This is a genomic window from Massilia sp. H6 (assembly GCF_024802625.1).
GTDB lineage: Bacteria > Pseudomonadota > Gammaproteobacteria > Burkholderiales > Burkholderiaceae_D > Telluria.
Map to the genome: position 1 here is coordinate 3,776,301 of NZ_CP103371.1, position 21,967 is coordinate 3,798,267.

The following is a 21,967-nucleotide window of genomic DNA, read 5'->3' on the forward strand; positions in this document are numbered from 1 at the left end:
ATCCGGGCATGAACGCGCCCGTCCCCACCACCCGCCCGATCCAGCAGCTGCCTGACCAGCTAATCTCACAGATAGCCGCCGGCGAGGTCGTCGAGCGGCCCTCAGCGGTGGTCAAGGAGCTGCTCGAGAATGCGCTCGACGCCGGCGCCACGCAGATCACCGTGCGCCTCGAAGAAGGCGGCGTCAAGCGTATCGCCATTACCGACAACGGCCGCGGCATCGCGCCCGAACAACTGCCGCTGGCGCTGGCCCGCCACGCCACCTCGAAGATCGCGTCGCTCACCGACCTGGAGAACGTCGGCACGCTGGGCTTTCGGGGCGAGGCGCTGGCCTCGATTGCCTCGGTCGCCGCGGTGCGCGTGACTTCGCGCACGCCCGACGCCGCGCATGCCTACGAGATCGTCGGCTCGCACGAGGGCGTCGTCGCCCCCTCGTCCGGCGCCTTTGGCACCACCATCGATGTGCAGGACCTGTATTTCAACACCCCGGCGCGGCGCAAGTTCCTGAAATCAGAACAGACTGAATACGGCCATTGCGCCGAAGTCGTGCGCCGCATCGCGCTGTCGCGCCCGGACGTCTCGTTCAGCCTGACGCACAACGGCCGCACCATCGACCACTGGAACGTGGGCGAAGCGGCCAAGCGCAGCGCCCAGATCCTCGGCAACGACTTCGCCGAAGCACGCCTGGCGCTCGAAGAAGGCGCCGGCCCGCTGCTGCTGCGCGGCTATGTCGGCCTGCCGACCGCATCGAAGGCGCGCGCCGATGGCCAGTTCTTCTACGTCAATGGGCGCTTCGTGCGCGACAAGCTGCTGGTGCACGCGGTGCGCGCGGCTTACCAGGACGTGCTGCACGGCGACCGCTTCCCGTCTTATGTGCTGTCGCTCGAACTCGATCCGGCGCTGGTGGACGTCAACGTGCACCCGTCCAAGATCGAAGTGCGCTTCCGCGACAGCCGCGCGGTGCACCAGTTCGTGTTCCATGCGGTGCAGCGCACGCTGGCGCAAACCTCGGCCACCGCGCACGGCAGCGCCCCGGCGCCGGTGTCGGCGGCCGAATTCGGGGCAATGCGGCCGTCCGGCACGCCGCTGTGGGATGCACGTCCGGCGCCGCGCCCGCACGAGCAGACGTCGTTCGGCGCGCAGCTCGCGCCCACCTTCTCGCCGTCGCCGTTCGCGCCGGGCAGCCGCTGGGACGAGCGCCGCCCGCAGGCTGCACATGGCGGCGTGGCGCAGGGCACCGAAGCCTACGGCGCGCTGTTCGCGGCCGGGGAAACGGCCAGGTCGGCCCCGGCGGCGATGCCGCTGTCGGGTTCCGAGCGCCCTCTGACGAACGACGACTTCCCGCTCGGCTTTGCACTGGCCCAGCTGCACGGCATCTACATCCTGGCGCAGAACACCCGCGGCCTGGTGCTGGTGGACATGCACGCGGCGCACGAACGCATCCTGTACGAGCAGATCAAGAATGCGCTCGACGCCCGCCTCGAAGGCGAAGACCTGCAGGTGCAGCAGATGCTGATCCCGGTGACCTTCTTCGCCGACGCGGTCGAGGTAGCGACCGCGCAAGAGCACGCCGAGACACTGAAAACGCTGGGCTTCGACATCGCCGCGCTGTCGCCCACCACGCTGGCGGTGCGCACCGTGCCGACGCTGCTGCGCAATGCCGACGCCCAGACACTGGCGCGCGACGTGCTGCGCGACGTGCGCGAATATGGCGGCTCGCGTGTGCTGATCGAGCGCCGCAACGAGCTGCTCGGCACGCTCGCCTGCCACACCGCCGTGCGCGCCAACCGCGTATTGGGCATCCAGGAAATGAACGCCCTGCTGCGCCAGATGGAAACCACCGAACGCTCCGACCAGTGCAACCACGGCCGCCCGACCTGGGTACAGCTCGAAATCGCCGCGCTCGACAAGCTGTTCCTGCGCGGTCAATGATGAACTCGACCGGCAACAAGCCGATGGCAGTGGCCATCATGGGCCCGACCGCCTCGGGCAAGACCGCGGCCGCGCTGGCGATCGCCCGCACCCGCCCCGTGGAAATCATCTCGGTCGATTCGGCCCTGGTCTACCGCGGCATGGACATCGGCACCGCCAAGCCGACCGCGCAAGAACTGGCCAGCGCGCCGCACCACCTGATCGACATCATCGATCCGCTCGACGCCTATTCGGTGATGCAGTTCAGGATCGACACCCTGCGCCTGGTCGGCGAGATCAGCGCACGCGGCGCGCTGCCGCTGCTGGTGGGCGGCACCATGATGTATTTCAAGGGCCTGACCGACAGCCTGGACGACCTGCCAACCGCCGATGCGGCGGTGCGCGCCGCCATCGAGCGCGACGCGGCGGCCATCGGCTGGCCCGGCATGCACGCCCGGCTGGGCGCGCTCGACCCCGTCACCGCCGCGCGCCTGGCGCCAAACGACGCCCAGCGCATCAACCGCGCGCTCGAGATCATCGAACTGACCGGCAGGCCAATGTCGGAACTGCTGGGCAAGCGCGCGAAGCCCGAGCTGCCGTTCGAGCTGGTCTCGTTTGCGCTGGAGCCGTCCGACCGCGCCGTGCTGCACAAGCGGATTGCGCTGCGCTTCGACCAGATGCTGGGCACGCGCGACGACGAGGGCCTGGTAGCCGAAGTGACGCGCCTGCGCGCCCGCGGCGACCTGGCGCCGCAGCTGCCGTCGATGCGCTGCGTCGGCTACCGCCAGGCCTGGGACTACCTCGACGGCACGATAGACCGCGCCGGGCTGCGCGAGCTGGGCATCATCGCCACGCGCCAGCTGGCCAAGCGCCAGCTCACCTGGCTGCGCGCAATGCCGGACCGGATCGTGTTAGACTGCCTCGGTAGTGATCCGACGCAGGCCATGCAGAAGCAGTTGGACAGCTTGGGGAAATGACATCGTGAGCTGGTTTTTGTTGCGATGCGGCGTCGAGCCTTGACAGGCCGCGCGCCAGATCGGATAATGCCTGCCGTTGCGGTGATATAGCTCAGTTGGTTAGAGCACAGCACTCATAATGCTGGGGTCGGTGGTTCAAGTCCACCTATCACCACCAAGAATTTCCTGCAGATGGCTTGGCTCCCAAGAGTCAGGCCATTTTGCTTTACCGTTTCAAGTACGAGTTTCGGTGATATAGCTCAGTTGGTTAGAGCACAGCACTCATAATGCTGGGGTCGGTGGTTCAAGTCCACCTATCACCACCAGAAAAAATGGCCCGGTTCACCAGAACCGGGCCATTTTCGTTTCTGGTTGAAAGCTTCTTGCCGCCACCCGGGACTTTGCTCTCGGTAGCCCGGGCGCGCCTGGCTTGTCGTTTCGGCACACGCTTAATCGGGAACAAAGGACTCGTCCAGCGCATAGTCGCCCCGCGCCAGCCCTGCCAGCACGGCCGCGGCCTGCTGCAGATACTCTTGCGGCACCAGGATGCGCACTCCGCCCAGCGCCGGCGCCAGCAGCAGGTCGGTCTGCATCAGGTGCGCGTCGGCCAGGACGGCCGGGATGCCTGAGGCCACCAGGCAGCCCTGCGCCAGCGTCGCTTCCATCGGAATCAGGTACTTGGCGACGACGAACAGGTCGCGTCCCGGGATCTGCACGGTTTCCGGATTGGCTGCCAGCCAGGCGTTCAGTGCGATGTGATCCATGCTGCTTCTCCTGTGGGGTGCGCTAGCTCGAGCCTACTGCATCAGCGCAGGCAGTTGCGACAGCAGGTAGAGCGTGACGCCGATCAGGCCGCCAACGATGGTGCCGTTGATGCGGATGTATTGCAGGTCCTTGCCGATATTGAGTTCGATCTGCTCCGACATTTCGCGATCGTCCCACTGCTTGACGGTGTCGGCAATATGGCGGGTCAGGTAGCCCGCCAGCTCGGGCGCCATGCCGCGCGCGGCGGCTTCCAGGCTCTCTTGCAGCGACTTGCGCAGCTGCGGGTCGTCGGCCAGCACCCGGCCGAGCCAGGCGCCGGTGGCGATCACGCGCTGGCGCAGGCTCGAGTGCTCGCTGTGCAGGTCTTTCTTGAGCCAGTCCTTGAGCTCGTCCCAGAGCGAGGCCAGATAGCCGTTGAGGGTCTCGTCGCCCAGCAGGTAGGCCTTGATCTCGTCGGCCTTGCCGGCGAACGAAGGATCGAGCTTGAGCCGCTCGATGAACTCCTGGGTGAAGACGTCGAAGCGCGCGCGCAGCGGGTGCTGCGGATCGGCCGCCACCTTGTTGAGAATGCCGGCGGCCAGGCGCACCGCGAGGTCGGCGCCCTTGCGCCCGATCAGTTCCGAGGGCAGCATGCGCTCGATGAACGCATAGTCTTCCTTGAGCCACTCGACGATGCCCTGCGAGATCGTGGCCTGGGTCTCGGCATTGTCGAGCAGGTGCGCGAGCTGGCTGATGCCTTCGTTGAGCAACTCCTGGTGGCGTCCGTCGCGGGTCAGGCTTTCCAGGATGGTGCCGGCCGATTTGGACAGGTCGACGCTTCCCACCATCGCGTGCACCGCGCGCCGGATGAAGCCCTGCACCGCGGCGTCTTCGATGAAGTCGAGCATGAACGCGCCCACCCGCACCATTTGCTGCCCCAGCAGCTCGGTATTGGCCGGCTTGACCAGCCATTCGGCGACCTTCTGCACCGGGTCGTGGCGCCGGATCAGGGCGATGATCGATTCGGTGTCGAGGAATTTCTCGTGCACGAACAGGGCCAGGTTGTCGGCGATGCGTTCCTTGTTCTTGGGGATGATCTCGGTATGGCGCGAGACGATCGGAATCGGCACGCGCCTGAACAGCGCGACCACGGCGAACCAGTCGGCCAGGGCGCCGACCATGGCCGCTTCGGAAAAGGCGCGCAGCAGGCCGGTCCACCAGTTCTGCGGCAGGAACAGCGTCAGCACGAACAGCGCCGCCGCACCCACGAAGAATGCGAGGGCGAGCTGTTTGGCGCTGCGCAGTTCGGCGGCTTTGGTCATGGACTCCTGGGTTGCATAGGGTGGACAGGTGCTCGTCCTGCCAATGCTATATGACTTCGGCGGCCTTGAGCGCTTCGATTGACTCTGCGGTAAAGCCCCAGCCGGCCAGGATGGCGTCGGTATCCTGGCCCGGACTCGATGGCGCGGCCGGGGTGGCCGGCGCGGTGCGCGAAAAGCGCGGCGCCGGCGCCGGCTGGGTAACGCCGTCGATCTCGACAAAGGTGCGGCGCGCGGCATTGTGCGGGTGGTGCGGCGCTTCGCCCATGTCCAGCACCGGCGCGAAGCACACGTCGGTGCCTTCCAGCAGCTGGCACCAGGCCTGGCGCGAGCGCGTAGCGAACAGCGCGGCGAACTTCGCCTTCAGGTCGGGCCAGTGCGCCTTGTTCCAGCGCTTGACGAACACCGGATCGTCCGCCTCGAGCAGCAGCAGGAGCTGGGCATAGAACTGCGGCTCGATCGCGCCGATCGAGATGAACTTGCCATCCTGGCAGGCGTAGGTGTCATAAAACGGCGCGCCGCCATCGAGCAGGTTGGCCTGGCGCGTGTCGCTCCAGCTGCCGGCGCCGCGCAGGCCGTACATCATGGCGCCGAGCAGGGCCGACCCGTCGGTCATGGCGGCGTCGACCACCTGCCCCTTGCCGGAGCTGCGCGCTTCCAGCACCGCGCAGACCACGCCAAAGGCCAGCATCATGGCGCCGCCACCGAAGTCGCCGACCAGATTGAGCGGCGGCGCCGGCGGGCCATCGGCACGGCCCATGGCATGCAGCATGCCCGAGAGCGCGACATAATTCAGGTCGTGCCCGGCGGCCTGCGCCAGCGGCCCGTCCTGGCCCCAGCCCGTGACGCGGCCGTACACCAGCTTCGGGTTGCGCTCCAGGCAGGCCTCGGGGCCCAGCCCCAGGCGCTCCATGACGCCGGGCCGGAAGCCTTCGAGCAGCACGTCGGCCCGCGCCAGCAGCTGCAGCAAGGTGACCCGACCGGCCGCTTTTTTCAAGTCGAGCGCCAGCGAGCGGCGCCCGCGCGCCATGACGTCGTGGCGCGTGCCGAGCACCGGATAGGGGTTGTCCTCCCCTGCCCGGGGCTTGCGGTCGATGCGGATCACCTCGGCCCCCATATCGGCCAGCATCATCGCGGCGAACGGGCACGGGCCGATACCCACGATCTCGACGACCCGCAAGCCCGCCAAAGGTCCAGCGGCCAATGGTCCTGTCATTGCAATCTCCTGGCCATCACAGCGAACGCGCGATGATCTCTTTCATGATCTCGTTGGCGCCGCCGTAGATTCGCTGCACCCGCGCGTCGACGTACATCTGGGCGATCGGATATTCCAGCATGTAGCCATAGCCGCCGAACAGCTGCACGCACTGGTCCACGACCTTGCACTGCAGGTCCGAGAGCCAGTACTTGGCCATCGAGGCGCGCACCGTGTCCATGCGACCTAGCAGCATGTCTTCGACGCAGCGGTCGATGAAGATGCGCGCCACCGTCGCCTCGGTCTTGATCTCGGCCAGCACGAAGCGGGTATTCTGCATCTCGATCAGCGCCTGGCCGAAGGCCCTGCGTTCGCGCGTGTGCTCGATGGTCAGCTGCAGCGCGCGTTCGATCGCGGCGACTGCGCACACGCCCAGGATGGTGCGCTCGTAGGGCAGCTCGGTCATCAGCTGGGCGAAACCCCTGCCTTCTGCCCCGCCCAGCACGTTCTCGCGTGGCACCAATGCGTCGTCGAAGAACAGCTCGCAGGTGTCCTGGCCCTTCTGCCCGACTTTTTCCAGAATGCGTCCGACCCGAAAGCCCGGGTTGTCCCGGGTTTCGAGCAGCAGCAGCGACACCCCTTTCGAGCCGGCCGCGGGGTCGGTCTTGGCCACCACCAGGATCAGGTCGGCCAGAAAACCGTTCGAGATAAAGGTCTTGGAGCCGTTCACGCGGTAGCCGTCCGGGCCGAGCACGGCCGTGGTGCGGATGCCCTTGAGGTCGGAGCCGGCGCCGGGCTCGCTCATGGCGATGGCCGCGATCATCTCGCCACTGGCCAGGCGCGGCAGGTATTTCGCCTTCTGCTCTTCGGTGCCCTGGTTGAGCAGGTAATGCGCGACGATGGCATGGACGTGGATACCGAAGGCGGTGTCGCCCGCGTAGCCCAGCTCCTCGAATACCACCGCCATGTGGGCAAAGCCGCCGCCGGCGCCGCCGTACACCTCCGGGATGTCGGCCAGCAGCAGGCCCATTTCGCCGGCCTTGGTCCATAACGCACGGTCGACGTGCTGCTGCTCGCGCCAGGCTTGCTGGTGCGGCGTGATTTCACCTGCCACGAAACGGCGCACCGCGTCGCGCAGTGAAACCAGTTCTTCGTTCATCCATGGAGAGGTGGATTCGATCTGCAGTTCCATGCCGCTCTCCTTAATCGTTGCGGTACATGGTGACGACGCAGGCGCCGCCCAGGCCCAGGTTGTGCTGCAGCGCGATGCGCGCGCCCGGCACCTGGCGTGCATCTGCAGAGCCGCGCAGCTGGTGGGTCAATTCGTAGCATTGCGCCAGGCCGGTTGCGCCCAGCGGATGGCCTTTCGACAGCAGTCCGCCGGACGGATTGGTGACCACCTGCCCGCCATAGGTGTTGTCGCCCTCCAGGATGAACTTGTCGGCGCCGCCTTCGGGGCACAGGCCCAGTGCTTCGTAGGTAATCAGTTCGTTATGGGCGAAGCAGTCGTGCAGCTCGACCAGGTCGAGGTCTTCCGGGCCGATGCCAGACTGCTCGTAGACTTTCTGGGCGGCGGCGCGGCTCATGTCGTAGCCGACCAGGCGCATCATGTCGCCGGAGTCGAACGTCTCGGGACGGTCGGTTGTCATGGCCTGGGCGGCGATGTGCACATCCAGACGCAGGCCATGGCGCTTGGCGAAGCCTTCCGACACCAGTAGCGCCGCAGCCGCGCCGCACGTCGGCGGACAGGCCATCAGGCGGGTCATGACGCCGGGCCAGATTTCGGGCGCGTCGAGCACGTCCTGCATGCTCAGTTCCTTGCGCAACAACGCCAGCGGATTGTTCACGGCGTGGCGGCTGGCCTTGGCGCGGATGCGGGCAAAGGCCGCCAGCGGCGTGCCGTACTTGTTCATGTGCGCCAGTCCGGCGCCGCCGAAATAACGCAGCGCCAACGGAATCTCGGGCATGCCGACCAGGCGGTCGGTGACGGCATCGAAGTCGTCGAACGGGGTCGGGCGGTCGGTAAAGACCGAGCCGAGCGCGCCGGGATTCATCTGCTCGAAGCCGAGCACCAGCACGCATTCGGCGGCGCCGCTGGCGATGGCCTGGCGCCCTAAAAACAGCGCGGTCGATCCGGTCGAGCAGTTGTTGTTGACGTTGACGATCGGGATGCCGGTCATGCCGACCGCATACAAGGCCTTCTGGCCGCTGGTGGAGTCGCCATAGACGTAGCCGGCATAGGCCTGTTCGACCAGGTCGTAAGCCACGCCAGCATCTTGCAGCGCCGCCCTGGCCGCCTGCGCGCCCATCTCGTGATACGGGCTGCTGGCGCCCGGCTTGGCGAACGGGATCATCCCGACGCCGCTTACATAAACCTTGTTCATGCCTGTCTCCTGTGCTGGCGTGGCCCTTGCGGCCAATGATTATTCCTTGATTATAGGTCAGGCGACCTATTTTATGTAGGCTTCTGCGATAATCTCGCCATGACGCTCGATTCCGACCCCGCATTGCGCCGCAAGTCCTCGATCACGACCGAAAAGGGACGCGGCCGCGCGCACGAGATCGTGCTGGCCGCGCGCAGCCTGCTCGCACGAGAAGGCTATGCCGGACTGTCGATGCGGCGCGTGGCCGCTGATGCCGGCATGAGCCTGTCCAACGTCCAGCACTATTACGCCAGCAAGGAACGGCTGCTCGAAGCGCTGCTGCTGTACACGATGGACGAGTTCCAGGCCAAGATGGACCGGATTGCGGTGGCGATGGCGGGCCGGCCCCAAGTCGAGCGCTTTCTGAGCACCATCGACATGTTCCTCGACGAGATCACCGACCCGGTGACCCATGCGATCTTCTTCGAGATCTGGGCTTTAGCTTCGCGCCATCCGTTTGCATCCGACCTGATGGGCAAGATGATGGGGCGCGAGCGCAAGGCGATCTACGGTTTGATCCGGGGCCTGAATCCGGCCATCGATGACGACGACTACATGGCGCGCGCGGTGCTGATGGTGGCGCAGGTCGAGGGGCTGATGCTGTTTCGCCTCGACCGCCATGCGCGCCCCGAACAATTCGCGTCGGTGCGCGCATCGGTGCGCAAAGTGCTGCTAACGCTGGCTACCGTGCAGTGAACTGGCGCGAAACCGGTGATTAGCCGCACATAATTCGGAGTCAGGGCCGATCCGTCGTTTATACTCTGGGGGTTAATCAACTTGCTACCGGGGCCCAACGGATGGACCATGACCTGAGCCTGATCACCACCATCGCTGCCGCCCTGGGTTTCGGCCTGTTGTTCGGCATGCTCGCGGTTCGCCTGAAACTGCCGGCGCTGGTCGGCTACCTTGCCGCCGGCGTCCTGATCGGTCCGGCCACGCCGGGTTTCGTGGCCGACGTGGCACTGGCGTCGCAACTGGCCGAGATCGGGGTGATGCTATTGATGTTCGGCGTCGGCCTGCACTTCTCGATGCGCGACCTGCTCGAGGTCAAGGGCATCGCCCTGCCCGGCGCGCTGCTGCAGATCGGGGTGGCGACGGCGATGGGCATCGGCATGGCGCACTTGCTCGGATGGGGCTTGGGCGCGGGTCTGGTGTTCGGGCTGGCGCTGTCGGTGGCCAGCACGGTGGTGCTGCTGCGCGCGCTCGAGTCGCGCGGGGAGTTCGATTCGATGAACGGACGCATCGCGGTGGGCTGGCTGGTGGTCGAGGACCTGGTGATGGTGCTGGTGCTGGTGATGCTGCCGGCGCTGAGCCCGGCGCTGGGCGGCAAGGGCGATGCCGGCACCGAGCTGTGGCCGGCGCTGGGCATGACCCTGCTGCAGGTGGGCGGCTTCGTGGCCTTCATGCTGGTCATCGGCCGCAAGATCTTTCCGTGGTTCCTGTGGCGCGTCGCCAAGACCGGCTCGCGCGAGCTGTTCACGCTGGCCGTGATCGCCGCGGCGGTCGGGATCGCCTACGGTTCTTCGGCCCTGTTTGGCGTGTCTTTCGCACTGGGCGCCTTTTTCGCCGGCATGGTGCTGCGCGAGTCGGAGCTGAGCCACCGCGCCGCTGAAGAATCGCTGCCGCTGCGCGACGCATTCGCGGTGCTGTTCTTCGTGTCGGTGGGCATGCTGTTCGATCCGATGGTCGTGGTCGAGTATCCGCTGGAAGTGCTGGCAACGGTCGCCATCATCGTATTGGGCAAGTCGCTGGCCGCCTTCGTGCTGGTACTGGTGCTGCGCTACCCGCTCAACACCGCGCTCACGGTTTCGGCCAGCCTGGCGCAGATCGGCGAGTTTTCGTTCATTCTGGCTGCGCTGGGCATGTCGCTTGGGCTGCTGCCAGAACTGGGCCACAACCTGATCCTGGCCGGCGCCATCATGTCGATCGCGCTCAATCCGCTGCTATTTACGGCGATCAGGCCGCTGCAGCACTGGATGCGCGAGCGCTCGGCATTGGCACGCAAGCTCGAAAACCGCGACGACCCGCTGGCCACGCTGCCGATGGAAACGGCGCATGAAAAGCTTAGCGGCCAGGTAGTGCTGGTCGGTTACGGCCGCGTGGGCCACCGCATCGCCAACGCCCTGGCTGCGCGCGGGGTGCACTTCGTGGTGGCCGAGCAGAACCGCGAGCTGGTCGAACGCCTGCGCGCCGACGGGATTCCCGCAGTCGCGGGCAATGCGGCCGAACCGGCGGTGCTGATCCAGGCCCACATCACGCACGCGGCGCTGCTGGTGATAACCACACCAGACACCTTCCACGTCCAGCGCATGATCGAAATCGCGCGCATGCTCAACCCTTCGATCCAGGCGGTGGCGCGCACCGATAACGAAAGCGAAGCGGCCCTGCTGCGCCAGGACACGGGCGGGCAGGTGTTCGTGGGCGAGGACGAACTGGCGTCGAGCATGACGCGCCATGTGGTGGCGACCTTACAGGCGCATGCAGCGCGCTGAGTACCGGCTCGGGCGCAGGGCGGCGGTGACTTGGCCGCCACACCGGCATGCGTAAAAAAATCCGCCGGCGTGCGCCAGGCGGATTTTTTTTACAACTGGTAAAACTGCAAGCTCAAGCCGCCACTTCTTCCACGCACAGCTTCAGGTTCGCATGCCGGCCATGCAGCTGCGAGGCGATCATTTCGCTGCGCTCTTCAAGCAGCGCAAAGACGGCGTCCTTCGACAGCACATATTGCTCCATCAGCGTGTCCTTGAGCGACTCGATCACCAGCTTGTAGTCGCGAATCGCGGTCAAGGTGTAGCTGTAGAGCTCATCGGCCTTTTCTTCCACCAGGCGCAGCGTGTGCTCGCCGCCCACTTCCTTCAATTGGCTGTAGTCGATCTTCGAGCGCGAATACATCGACAGGCGGCTCACCATCAGATTGAGCATCCTGGTGATCTTCTCGATATCGTTCTGGCTGCCGACCGAGATGCCGCGCGCGCCGTAGAACAGTTCTTCGGCCGCCACGCCGCCATACAGGCCGATCACGTCGCGCTCGAGTTCTTCGAGCGTGCGCAGCGACATGTCTTCGCCCGACTGCAGCACATAGCCCAGCGCGCCGATCTTCGAGACGGCTTCGGTGCTGATCTTGAGCAGGTGCGACTTTTCCTTGACTTCGGCCAGGCTCAGGCCCTGGCGCAGCCACGGGTCGATCTGCATGAAGAAGTGTCCCAATTCGTGCAGTGCGATACGCTCGCGCTGCTTGGTCTTTTCTAGCGTGGTGGCGCGGTCGGTCAGGCCGATGGTGGCGCGCTCATAGGCCCGGAACAGCAAGCTGGTGTTGATGATCGTCTTTTCCTGGATCGACAGCATGCTGGCACGCTCGACCACGGTTTCAAGCAGCGCCGGGCTCAGGTTCTGGGTGATCTCCGCCACCTGCTCCAGGTTGGTGTCGCTCCAGTCGACCAGGCCGTCTTTCTTGCGCGACAGGAAGCTGCGCAGCAATTCCTTGCGCTCGAGCTTGTTCGGCAGGCGGAAATTGATCTTGACCGAGAAGCGGCGCAGCATTGCTTCGTCCATGTCGGTCGAGGCATCGTCGAAATTCGAGGCGACCACCCAGATCACGCCCTGACCTTTGTCGCTCTTGACCCCGTCGAGCAGGCCCAGCAGGGTGTTGGCGGTGTCGTCTTCCCATTTCTTTTCGCTGCGCCCGCGCGGCATGAACAGCGACTGCGCCTCGTCCAGGAAAATGATGCACCGGCCCTGGGCGCAAGCCTTGCGGTACAGCGCGTTCAAGGCCTTCGATCCGCCGCCGACATAGCCCGACTCCAGCGCCGAACCCGAGGCCGAAATCAGCGGCAGGCCCAGGCGCTTGGCCAGGTAGCCGACCAGCTTGGTCTTGCCGGTACCGGCCGGGCCGGTCAGCATCACGTTGAACGGCTTGTCGATGTTGTGCGACTGGTATTCGTCGCGGTTGCGGATCATGTCTTCCAGGTGCAGTACTTCCTGCTTGATGTCATCCATGCCGATCAGGTCGTCCATGCTGCCCTTGAGCTTGTCGGGCGAGATGACCGCGGCGTTCATGCCCATGCCCGGCACGCCAAACTTCAGGAAGTACAGCACCAGCAACACAATGGCGATGGCCAGTCCGTAGCTCTTGAGGAAACCGCCCGTCTTTTCAAGCGCGGTTTCGCCCTCGTCCATCACCGCTTCGTGGCTGGCCAGGAAGTCGGCCTTCGCGATCGAATATGGAATCGCGTTCTTGAGCAATACTTCACGCTCGAGCGACAGGTGCGACGTGCTCGGCACCTTGACCACGTGCAGCGACGGCGCATCCTTGAACTTGTAGATGTAGCGCGGCGACTCCGACAATGGCTTGGCGATCAGCAGGTATTCCAGGCGCGCTTTCTTCGCAGCCAGATCGGTAATCTCGGCAATGTTTTGCGAGTGCACGACTGGAATCGGGTTCTGCGGCACAGTCGATTTCCAGATGGCGATGGCCGCGAGCATGCCAAGCAGCGCCGCCAGGGCAATGCGCGCGCTCATGCTCTTGAACGCAGTCTTGAAGGCAACTTGTAATTGGGCGAAATTCGGCATCGTTGATCTCTTACAAAGTTAGGTCGGGCAGCGACAAGTGTCCTGGGTGCCGGCCGGCGTAATATCGCGGGATCGGCTGCGGCGCAAAGCGGCCGCTTGGTCCAAACATGTGCGTTTGGTATTTTTTTGATGCCCGTAGGCAATGGGATATGACGACTATACCTGTAAAAAAAACTGCGGTGTATACCGTGCGTCGAAAAAAACCATGAATTCGACGATTATAGAAACAGCGTTAATAGAAAGTATTGCAAAGCTGGCAGCGAATATGATCGAAACCCTAAAATTCCGACCATACTTTGTTTAAATGCCATTACAAACCAAACAATTGATTGCGATAATAACAGTAATGTTGTGAGGCAAATTAGCGACACCCCGCAGCAGCTTGTTTAAGCTCAACAGTGTCGATCTACCTGCATCTTGAACACTTCTTCACGCAAATCAACACCTCAATTGAGCGCGCGATTTTTATGAATTTGGTATGCTGATTTAGTAACACGCCCTTGATATCAACGCGCTTTTTATCTCGAGTATATTGGGCCGCACAGGCCGCCTGCAAGCATGTGCAAGAAGGAATGGTCATGAAAAGATTCACATTGGCAGCCGCGCTCGCAATATCTCTGAGCGGTGCCGCGCAAGCGGCCGTGATCGACATTTCCGCCCACATCGCCACGGCCGCGCCGCCCCGGCAGCCGCTACCCAACCTGTCCGTCACCCCGCGCCAGGACATCGTCACGCCCCCGACGCACCTGTCCGAATTGCCCGAGCCGGAAGTCTTCGCCATGATGCTGCTGGGCCTGATACTCATCGGCGTCAAGGCCCGCCGCGACCGCAGCGAAAAGTTCAAATAGTCTGCAGCAATCCAATCGCACTGCAGCCGGAACGCGACAGTCTCGCTGGCCGGATGACCCGTCACGCATGCCGGGTGATAAGATCGTCAGGCGATTAACAGGAGGGAAAATGAGCGATACCTATGAACTGGTGCCAATTGCGCATCTGTTCCCCGGCATGGCACTTGCCGACGTCTTGCTCGACGGGCAGGGCCAGGTCCTCCTGGCCCAGGGCGCGATCCTGAGCGAGGCGACCATCGCTTCGCTGGTGCGCCACGGTGTCAGCGCCGTGCCGGTGGCGCGCGCCGTCCCGCTGGCGTCGCCAACGGGCGCCATGGTCCAGCAACGCCTCGACCATCTTTTCCGCCACCACGAGCGCGACGACCACGACGACTGGGCGACTGGCTTGCTGCGCGCCTACATCGAGGATTTCCGCCTCAAGCGCGAGGTGGCGCCGTGAACACACCCGCGGGCGACATCAGTCTCGACGAACTGATCGGCAACGTGGACGACCTGCCTTCGCTGCCGGCGGTAGTAATGGAGCTCCTGGGCAGCATCGACCAGGAAGACATCGACATTGCCTTGCTGGCCAAGAAAGTAGCCAACGATCCCGCGCTGACGGCCAAGACACTGCGCCTGGCCAATTCTTCGGCCTTTGGGCTGCAGGTCAAAGCCACCACCATCCAGCAGGCGATGACCTTCCTGGGCTTCCAGACCACGCGCAATCTGATCACGGCGGCCGCGCTGACCGGGTGTTTTCCTGAGGGCCGTTGTGTAGGGTTCAACGACAAGGCATTCTGGCGCCATTCCATCGCTACTGCCGCCTGCGCGCGGGTGCTGGCGCGGCGCGTGCGCTTCAATCCGGACTACGCGTTCACTGCCGGCCTGCTGCACGATATCGGGCGCCTAGTGCTGGTGGCGCGCTTTCCCGAGCGCTACCAGGCGGTCCTGGCCCTGCGCGACAAGAACGATTGCGAACTCATCGTGGCCGAACGTGCCCTGCTGGGCATCGACCATGTCGATGCCGGCGTGGCGCTGGCTGAACACTGGAATTTCTCCGACACCATGCGCCAGGCGATCGCCTTCCATCACTCGCCCGAAGCACCGGGAGCCGGTTTCCTGGCGACGATCGTGCATGTGGCAAGCGCGGTCGTGCACGCGCTGGACCTGGCGGGTAATCCGGACGAGCTCGCGCCACGCATCTCGGCGGTGGCCTGGACGGCATTGGGAATGACGGAACAAGCATGGCTGCAGGCTTTCCACGATACCGAGCTGCAGTACGAAGAAATGGCGGCCATATTGATGGCTTGAGACGGCGCGCGCGACTAGCGGCCGGCGCTCAAAACAAGACTACCTGGCGGGAGAAAAAAGAAAAGGCGTCGATGGCAGACGCCGGAAGGAAACCGGCGCGGCACTGCGTCAATGCGCGGCGCCGCAGCTCGCTGGCCCCGTAGGCATGACAGTCGCAGCTGTCATGCCCGCGGCATCAGTGAGCATAGTTGCCGGAAGAAGAAGACGGAGTCGTTTCGCTGGTTTGTTGCGGTTGCTGCTGCTGGGCTGCTGCGGCTGCGGCGGCCTGTGCTGCCTTTTCTTCTGGCTTCGGACGGCCCTGGGCATCCGACAGACGATATTTGGTACGGCGATCGCCCATCAGGTCGCGCAGGTCGCGGATGCTCATGCCGGTTACTTCGTGCATGCGGATCAGCAGCGAAGCACCGACCGGCAGGCGGTGGTGGCGGATTTTACTGATGACTGGCGGCGCAACTTCGAGCATGCGCGACAGCGCAGCATCGTTTTTCAGTTGCATTTTGCCGAGCAAGATGTCCAGCAAGTGGTTCGGGTTGTAGCTTTCTTGCGAAGACAAAGCATGGTGCTGTTGTGCCATGATATTTACCTCTTTAGTTGGTTGAATTAGTTCTGTAACGAACTTTTGTTAAAGCTAGATTTCTTTAACATCAGTTCCCGGACTACCTTGCAGTGATTTAACAGGTTGAACCTGAAGATCCCCTTAAGAAACGTACCGGATCGCATGCCCCCGCCTATCCTCTCCACATGCGCACTTGTCTTTCGAACAAATTATCAGGCCCATACGCTCTCAGTACATCCGAGCTGCGCATGTGACTCATTGTCTCAAATCAAGCTATCGTGCGGAAAGCTTGTCACATAGGCATTTCAGCACATGGGGATAATTTGTGGCGCACGCAAGAGATTTCTGCAATAAATTTTCTTACCAGAAGTTTGACCGAACTCATTGATTTACATAAGGAAATAGTTCGATCCGTATAGATTCATTTACGCCCTGGCGCGACTTCCTGCATCATCGCACATTTAACAATCTGATTAAATATGCAATTACTTGGAGTTAAGTAACTAGTTGTTCTCGATGGCATAATCGGTGACAGCGCACATGCCTGTTTCGTGGGCAGCGGCAGATTTACGTTAAACTGGACACCTTGTCTTGCCCCGGCCCCAGCGCCCCTCTTCACACAGCACTCCATGCAGAAAAAAGTATTCATCAAAACCTTCGGCTGCCAGATGAACGAGTACGACTCGGACAAGATGGCCGATGTCCTCGGCGCCTCGGATGGGCTGGTTCGTACCGACACGCCCGAAGACGCCGACGTCATCCTGCTTAACACCTGCTCTGTCCGCGAAAAAGCGCAAGAAAAAGTGTTTTCCGACCTGGGCCGGTTCAAGGCCCTCAAGCGTGCCAAGCCCGACCTGGTCATTGGGGTGGGCGGCTGCGTAGCCTCTCAAGAAGGCCAGGCGATCATCCGGCGCGCGCCGCATGTCGACGTGGTGTTCGGTCCGCAGACCCTGCACCGCCTGCCGCAACTGATCAGCGAGCGGCGCAGCAGCGGCGCGGCGCAGGTCGACATCAGCTTTCCTGAAATTGAAAAGTTCGATCACCTGCCGCCAGCCAAGGTGGAAGGTGCGCTTGCCTATGTGTCGATCATGGAAGGTTGCAGCAAATACTGCAGCTATTGCGTGGTGCCCTATACCCGCGGCGAAGAAGTGTCGCGCCCCTTCGACGACGTACTGACCGAATGCGCCGGCCTGGCCGCGCAGGGAGTCAAGGAGATCATGCTGCTGGGGCAGAACGTCAACGCCTACCGCGGGATCATGGCCGGCGGCGACGCCGCCACCGACGTGGCCGACTTTGCGCTGCTGCTCGAATATATTGCCGATATTCCCGGCGTGGAGCGCCTGCGCTACGTGACCAGTCACCCGAAAGAATTTACCCAGCGCCTGATCGACGCCTATGCGAAGATCCCGCAACTGGTAGACCACATCTACCTGCCAGTGCAGCATGGCTCGGACCGCATCCTGGGCGCCATGAAGCGCGGCTATACCGGCCTTGAATACAAGTCGATCATCCGGCGCATCCGGGCGGTACGCCCGAACATGACCTTTTCGTCCGATTTCATCGTCGGCTTCCCGGGCGAAACCGAGGCCGATTTCGACGCCATGATGAAACTCGTGGCAGATGTCGGCTTCGACAACAGTTTCAGCTTTATCTTCAGCAAGCGTCCCGGCACGCCGGCCGCCAATCTCGACGACGATACGCCGCACGAGGTCAAGCTCGCCCGCCTGCAGCGCCTGCAGGCCCTGATCGACGCCAACACCCGCGCCTACAGCGCGGCCATGGTCGGCACCGTCCAGCGCGTGCTGGTCGAGGGCCCGTCGAAGAAAGACCCGGGGCAGTTGCAGGGGCGGTGCGAAAACAACCGTGTGGTCCACTTTTTGCCAGAGGCATCCGCTCCATCCCTGGTCGGCCAGCTGGTCGACCTGCGGATCGTCGCAAGCCATGATTATTTCCTGCGCGGCGAACTCGTCGCTCACTCACATTCGATAGCCAAAGCCAGTTGAAAAATACACCTTCCCAGCCTTCGTATTTCATCCCCGAGCCGCTCGACAATACCCGGCTTGCCCACTTGTGCGGACCGCTCGACGAGAACCTGCGCCAGATTTCGGCCGCACTTGACGTCACGATCTTCCGGCGCGGCGAGAAATTCATCGTCAGCGGCGCCAATGCCGAGCGCGCGGTCGAGTTGCTGGAACGCTTCTATGCAGTCGCCAACAAGGTGGTGCCGATTGAAGAAGTGCAGCTGGCCCTGGTCGAACAGCGCGTCGGCCTGATTCCGCACAGCGGTGCGGCCGCTGAGCCGGACGCTGCGGCGGCCGCCGAGCACCAGGCCCACGACGGCACCACGTCCGACCTGGTCAGCCCGACGCTCAAGACCCGCCGCAGCGATCTGCGCGGCCGCACGCCGCACCAGATCGAATACCTTAATGCCGTGCTCGAGCACGACATCAGTTTCGGTGTCGGCCCGGCCGGCACTGGCAAGACCTATCTGGCGGTGGCCTGCGCGGTGGACGCCCTCGAGCGCGACGCGGTCAAGCGCATCATCCTGACCCGTCCGGCGGTGGAAGCCGGCGAACGGCTCGGCTTCCTGCCGGGCGACCTGAGCCAGAAAGTCGACCCCTACCTGCGCCCCCTGTACGACGCACTGTACGATTTGCTCGGCTTCGACCGCACGCAGAAGATGTTCGAAAAGCAAGTTATCGAGATCGCCCCGCTGGCGTACATGCGTGGCCGTACGCTTAATCACGCTTTCGTGATCCTGGACGAGGCCCAGAACACGACGGTCGAGCAGATGAAGATGTTCCTGACCCGGATCGGCTTTGGCAGCAAGGCCGTGATCACCGGCGATGTGACCCAGGTCGACCTGCACAAGACGCAGCGCTCGGGCCTGGTCGACGCCATGCATGTGCTGAAAAACGTGCGCGGCATCAAATTCACCCAGTTCGCCAGCGTCGACGTGGTGCGCCACCCCCTGGTGGGGCGCATCATCGACGCCTACGAAAGCAATGCCTCGATCGAGGAACTGGCCGCCCTCCCCAAACCGACTCAGGTGAAAAATGCAAGAAAAAAAATATAAACTCGACCTCGAAGTCCAGTACGCCGACACCCGCCTCGAGAAGGAACTGACCGAGGCGATGCTGCAGCGCTGGGTCGAGGTAGCCCTGCTCGGCCCCGCCGAACTGACCATCCGCCTGGTCGACGCCGAAGAAGGCCAGACGCTCAACCGCACCTACCGCGGCAAGGATTACGCGACCAACGTGCTCACCTTCGCCTACAACGAAGGCGAAGAACTGGGCGAGGACGATGCCACCCAGGCCGACATCATCCTGTGCACCGACGTGTTGCTGCGCGAAGCGCAAGAGCAGAACAAGACGGTCGAGGAGCACGCGGCGCACCTGGTCGTGCATGGCGTGCTGCACGCCCAGGGCTACGACCATGAGCACGACGAGGAAGCCGACGAAATGGAGCAGTTCGAGCGCGATATCCTGGAAGTGCTGGGCTATCCCGACCCCTACGCCGACTGAGGCAGCTGGCAGGCTGCGCGGCCGGTACCATCGGCCGCGTGCGCCGCCCGAAATTGGGTCATCTGCCCTTTTCGTGTATCCTATACCCATCGCAACAACGGCTTCACGCCAACTATGCCCGAGTATCCCGCTGACGTCCGATCGGACGCCAAACCCCACAGGTCGCTGCTTGAACGGCTGACCGCCCTGATTTCCCCCGAACCTGAAAATCGCGCAGAACTCCTCGAGGTGCTGCACGAAGCCCACGAGCGCAACCTGATCGATGCCGATGCACTCTCGATGATCGAGGGCGTGTTCCAGGTCTCCGATTTGTCCGTGCGCGACATCATGGTGCCGCGCTCGCAGATGGACGTGGTCGACATTACCAAGCCGATCGAGGAATGGCTGCCGGTCGTGATGGAAACGCAACACTCGCGCTTCCCCGCCATCGAAGGCGAGCGCGACAAGGTTGTCGGCATCCTGCTGGCCAAGGACCTGCTGCGCTACTACGCCGAAGACGCCTTCGACGTGCGCGCCATGCTGCGCCCCGCCATCTTCATTCCCGAGTCCAAGCGCCTGAACGTGCTGCTGCGCGATTTTCGCGCCAACCACAACCACATGGCCATCGTGGTCGACGAATACAGCGGCGTGGCCGGCCTGATCACGATCGAAGATGTGCTCGAGCAGATCGTCGGCGACATCGAAGACGAATACGATTTCGATGAAGAAGAAGACAACGTCCTGTCGATCAAGGAAGGCCAGCTTGGCCCGCGCTGGCGCGTCAAGGCGCTGACCGAGATCGAGCAGTTCAACGACGAAATCGGCGCCAACCTGGCGCAGGACGACGCCGACACCATTGGTGGCCTGGTGGCCAGCCACCTTGGCCGCATGCCGCACAAGGGCGAAGTGTTCGACCTGGAACGCCTGCGCTTCGAAGTGCTGCGCGCCGACGCGCGCCAGATCCACGTGCTGCTGGTCGAGAAGCTGCCGCCGCTCGACGCCACCCGCGCCTGATGCTGCTGCGCCGTAGCAAGCCTGCCGCAGCGCCTGACCCGCTTCGCCGCGCCGCCCGCCCTTCCCCGAAGGCGCTGGTGCTGATGGCGCTGGCCGGCGCGCTGTCGCTGCTCTCGTTCGCACCCTTCGGCTGGTGGCCGCTGCAGTTGCTGGCGCTGGCCTACTTCTTTTACCGGGTCGGCGTCGAGAACACGCCGCGCCACGGCCTGCTGCTTGGCTGGGCGTTCGGCTTTGGCTGGTCGGTGGCCGGCATGCACTGGCTGTACATTGCCATTACCCGCTTTGGCGGCCTGCCCGCCATCCTCGGCGCCATTGCCATTGCCCTGCTCGGACTGTACATGGGCTTGTTCGGCGCCTTTGCCGGCGGCGTCGCCAGCTGGCTGCGCCGCAAGTGGTCGCTCTCGGTGAGCGCCTTTGTGCTGCTGGTGCTGCCAGTGACCTGGGGCGTGTCGGAATGGCTGCGCGGCTGGGTGTTTACCGGTTTTCCATGGGCTGCTTCCGGCTACGCCCACAACGTCTCTCCGCTGGCAGGGTATGCGCCGATCGTCGGCGTGTACGGCGTTGGCTTGCTTGCCGCGCTGTGCGCCGGCTGCCTGGCGATGCTGACCCAGCGCAGGCGCTGGCGCGTATTAGGCCTGCTTGGCGCCGTGATGGCGGCCGGCTTCGGCCTGAAACAGGTCGCCTGGACCCATGAAACAGGCCAGCCGATCACGCTGCGCCTGCTGCAGGGCGATGTCCGGCAAGACCAGAAATTCGACACCGCCTACCTGATCGAGATCGTCGAGCGCTACCAGGCATTGATCACGGCTGCTCCGGCCGACCTGATCGCCACGCCCGAAACGGCGATCCCGGTCACGCCGCAGCAGCTGCCGGACAGTTATCTCGCTGCACTCGACGCGTTCGTGAAGCAGACCGGCAGCAAGCTGCTGCTCGGCATCCCGACCGCAGACGGCGCGACCCGGTATTCGAACAGCGTGATTGCCCTCGGCCCCGACAGCGTCGCTGGCGCCCCGCCCTACCGCTACGACAAAGCCCACCTGGTGCCGTTTGGCGAATTCATCCCGCCGGGCATGCGCTGGTTTACCGATTTGATGAACATCCCGCTGGGCGACCTGACCCGCGGCAAATCGCTGCAGGCGCCGTTCCCGGTAAAAGACCAGCTGGTGCTGCCGAATATCTGCTACGAAGACGCTTTTGGCGAAGAAATCGCCGCCCAGCTGCGCAATGCGCCCAAGCCGGCCACGCTGCTGCTGAACGTATCGAACCTGGCCTGGTATGGCGAGTCGGTGGCGATCCCGCAACACCTGCAGATTTCGCAAATGCGTTCGATCGAAACCGGCCGCCCGATGCTGCGCTCGACCAACAACGGCGCCACCGCCATTATCGACGGGCGCGGCCAGATCGTGCAGCAGCTGCCCTTCTATGGCCGCGGCGTGCTGTCGGCTACCGTGCGCGGCACCGAAGGCTTGACGCCCTATATCCGGTTCGGCAATCTGGCCTTTTTGCTGCTGGGCGGCGCCATGCTGGCCGGCGCCTGGTTCGCCGGGCGCCGCAGGGCGCGTACCTCGAGCATGGCGAATTCGAACGGCTGAGCGCAATCCTGCCCCAGAGTACCGCCTAAATTCAGTAGAATTAGCCAT

At 63.7% G+C, this 21,967-nt stretch carries 19 protein-coding genes and 2 tRNA genes; 14 read left to right on the forward strand and 7 right to left on the reverse strand.

The genetic code is table 11. The annotated features are described in order from the left end of the window. Positions 1–8: 8 nt before the first annotated feature. The 4 genes from mutL (at position 9) to NRS07_RS16900 (ending at position 3,192) form a co-directional block, all read left to right on the forward strand. The gene (gene mutL, locus NRS07_RS16885; protein ID WP_259209028.1) at positions 9–1,931 is read left to right on the forward strand and encodes a DNA mismatch repair endonuclease MutL; all 1,923 of its coding nucleotides are present in this window, start codon (positions 9–11) and stop codon (positions 1,929–1,931) included. Beyond that, complete coding sequence (gene miaA, locus NRS07_RS16890) at positions 1,928–2,887, forward strand: tRNA (adenosine(37)-N6)-dimethylallyltransferase MiaA (protein WP_259209030.1); 960 nt, start codon at positions 1,928–1,930, stop codon at positions 2,885–2,887. The genes mutL and miaA overlap by 4 nt, the downstream gene beginning before the upstream one ends. A gap of 80 nt (positions 2,888–2,967) precedes the next feature. Next, positions 2,968–3,044: transfer RNA gene (locus tag NRS07_RS16895), tRNA-Met, on the forward strand. A 71-nt stretch (positions 3,045–3,115) separates the two neighbouring features. Then, positions 3,116–3,192, forward strand: a tRNA-Met gene (locus NRS07_RS16900). A gap of 123 nt (positions 3,193–3,315) precedes the next feature. Here NRS07_RS16900 and NRS07_RS16905 read toward each other — a convergent pair. From NRS07_RS16905 to NRS07_RS16925, 5 genes are read right to left on the reverse strand one after another with little or no spacing between them, the layout of a single operon-like run. Further along, positions 3,316–3,630: a putative signal transducing protein gene (locus tag NRS07_RS16905; protein WP_259209033.1), complete on the reverse strand. Its 315-nt coding sequence runs from the start codon at positions 3,628–3,630 to the stop codon at positions 3,316–3,318. Between the two features lie 33 nt (positions 3,631–3,663). Beyond that, complete coding sequence (locus tag NRS07_RS16910) at positions 3,664–4,932, reverse strand: DUF445 domain-containing protein (protein ID WP_259209036.1); 1,269 nt, start codon at positions 4,930–4,932, stop codon at positions 3,664–3,666. A 46-nt stretch (positions 4,933–4,978) separates the two neighbouring features. Beyond that, on the reverse strand, positions 4,979–6,145 hold the full coding sequence (locus NRS07_RS16915; protein WP_259209038.1) for a CaiB/BaiF CoA-transferase family protein: 1,167 nt from the start codon (positions 6,143–6,145) through the stop codon (positions 4,979–4,981). Positions 6,146–6,161: 16 nt separating this feature from the next. Further along, complete coding sequence (locus NRS07_RS16920) at positions 6,162–7,316, reverse strand: acyl-CoA dehydrogenase family protein (RefSeq protein ID WP_259209040.1); 1,155 nt, start codon at positions 7,314–7,316, stop codon at positions 6,162–6,164. Positions 7,317–7,326: 10 nt separating this feature from the next. Then, positions 7,327–8,508 carry a lipid-transfer protein gene (locus tag NRS07_RS16925; protein WP_259209042.1) on the reverse strand — a complete coding sequence of 394 codons (1,182 nt, stop codon included), beginning with the start codon at positions 8,506–8,508 and terminating at the stop codon, positions 7,327–7,329. A gap of 99 nt (positions 8,509–8,607) precedes the next feature. Between NRS07_RS16925 and NRS07_RS16930 the strand changes: the two genes are divergently transcribed. Both NRS07_RS16930 and ybaL read left to right on the forward strand, forming a co-directional pair. Further along, a complete protein-coding gene (locus NRS07_RS16930; protein WP_259209044.1) occupies positions 8,608–9,243 on the forward strand; it encodes a TetR/AcrR family transcriptional regulator in 636 nt (211 codons plus the stop codon). A gap of 101 nt (positions 9,244–9,344) precedes the next feature. After that, positions 9,345–11,039 carry a YbaL family putative K(+) efflux transporter gene (gene ybaL, locus NRS07_RS16935; RefSeq protein WP_259209048.1) on the forward strand — a complete coding sequence of 565 codons (1,695 nt, stop codon included), beginning with the start codon at positions 9,345–9,347 and terminating at the stop codon, positions 11,037–11,039. A gap of 112 nt (positions 11,040–11,151) precedes the next feature. Here ybaL and NRS07_RS16940 read toward each other — a convergent pair whose 3' ends face one another. Further along, positions 11,152–13,116 (reverse strand): AAA family ATPase, encoded by a 1,965-nt coding sequence (locus NRS07_RS16940; protein WP_259209050.1) that lies wholly within the window; start codon positions 13,114–13,116, stop codon positions 11,152–11,154. A 578-nt stretch (positions 13,117–13,694) separates the two neighbouring features. Here NRS07_RS16940 and NRS07_RS16945 point away from each other — a divergent pair. The 3 genes from NRS07_RS16945 to NRS07_RS16955 all read left to right on the forward strand — a co-directional run bounded on the left by NRS07_RS16945 (position 13,695) and on the right by NRS07_RS16955 (position 15,254). Further along, positions 13,695–13,964, forward strand: a complete 270-nt coding sequence (locus tag NRS07_RS16945; RefSeq protein WP_259209051.1) for a hypothetical protein — start codon at positions 13,695–13,697, stop codon at positions 13,962–13,964. Positions 13,965–14,073: 109 nt separating this feature from the next. Further along, complete coding sequence (locus NRS07_RS16950) at positions 14,074–14,403, forward strand: hypothetical protein (protein ID WP_259209053.1); 330 nt, start codon at positions 14,074–14,076, stop codon at positions 14,401–14,403. Continuing rightward, on the forward strand, positions 14,400–15,254 hold the full coding sequence (locus NRS07_RS16955) for an HDOD domain-containing protein (RefSeq protein WP_259209055.1): 855 nt from the start codon (positions 14,400–14,402) through the stop codon (positions 15,252–15,254). Before NRS07_RS16950 ends, NRS07_RS16955 begins: the two co-directional genes overlap by 4 nt. Before the next feature lie 175 nt (positions 15,255–15,429). Here the strand turns inward: NRS07_RS16955 and NRS07_RS16960 are convergent, their stop codons facing one another. After that, positions 15,430–15,828 (reverse strand): hypothetical protein, encoded by a 399-nt coding sequence (locus tag NRS07_RS16960; RefSeq protein ID WP_259209057.1) that lies wholly within the window; start codon positions 15,826–15,828, stop codon positions 15,430–15,432. A 611-nt stretch (positions 15,829–16,439) separates the two neighbouring features. On the opposite strand from NRS07_RS16960, the gene miaB reads away from it, so the two are divergent. From miaB to lnt, 5 genes are all read left to right on the forward strand, one after another. Then, positions 16,440–17,813, forward strand: coding sequence for a tRNA (N6-isopentenyl adenosine(37)-C2)-methylthiotransferase MiaB (miaB, locus tag NRS07_RS16965; RefSeq protein ID WP_259209058.1), 1,374 nt, complete (start codon positions 16,440–16,442; stop codon positions 17,811–17,813). Beyond that, positions 17,810–18,886 carry a PhoH family protein gene (locus tag NRS07_RS16970; RefSeq protein WP_259209060.1) on the forward strand — a complete coding sequence of 359 codons (1,077 nt, stop codon included), beginning with the start codon at positions 17,810–17,812 and terminating at the stop codon, positions 18,884–18,886. Before miaB ends, NRS07_RS16970 begins: the two co-directional genes overlap by 4 nt. After that, on the forward strand, positions 18,867–19,334 hold the full coding sequence (gene ybeY, locus NRS07_RS16975) for an rRNA maturation RNase YbeY (RefSeq protein ID WP_259209061.1): 468 nt from the start codon (positions 18,867–18,869) through the stop codon (positions 19,332–19,334). Before NRS07_RS16970 ends, ybeY begins: the two co-directional genes overlap by 20 nt. A gap of 114 nt (positions 19,335–19,448) precedes the next feature. Then, on the forward strand, positions 19,449–20,327 hold the full coding sequence (locus NRS07_RS16980) for an HlyC/CorC family transporter (RefSeq protein ID WP_259209063.1): 879 nt from the start codon (positions 19,449–19,451) through the stop codon (positions 20,325–20,327). Beyond that, positions 20,327–21,919 (forward strand): apolipoprotein N-acyltransferase, encoded by a 1,593-nt coding sequence (gene lnt, locus NRS07_RS16985; protein ID WP_259209066.1) that lies wholly within the window; start codon positions 20,327–20,329, stop codon positions 21,917–21,919. Before NRS07_RS16980 ends, lnt begins: the two co-directional genes overlap by 1 nt. Positions 21,920–21,967: the final 48 nt, after the last annotated feature.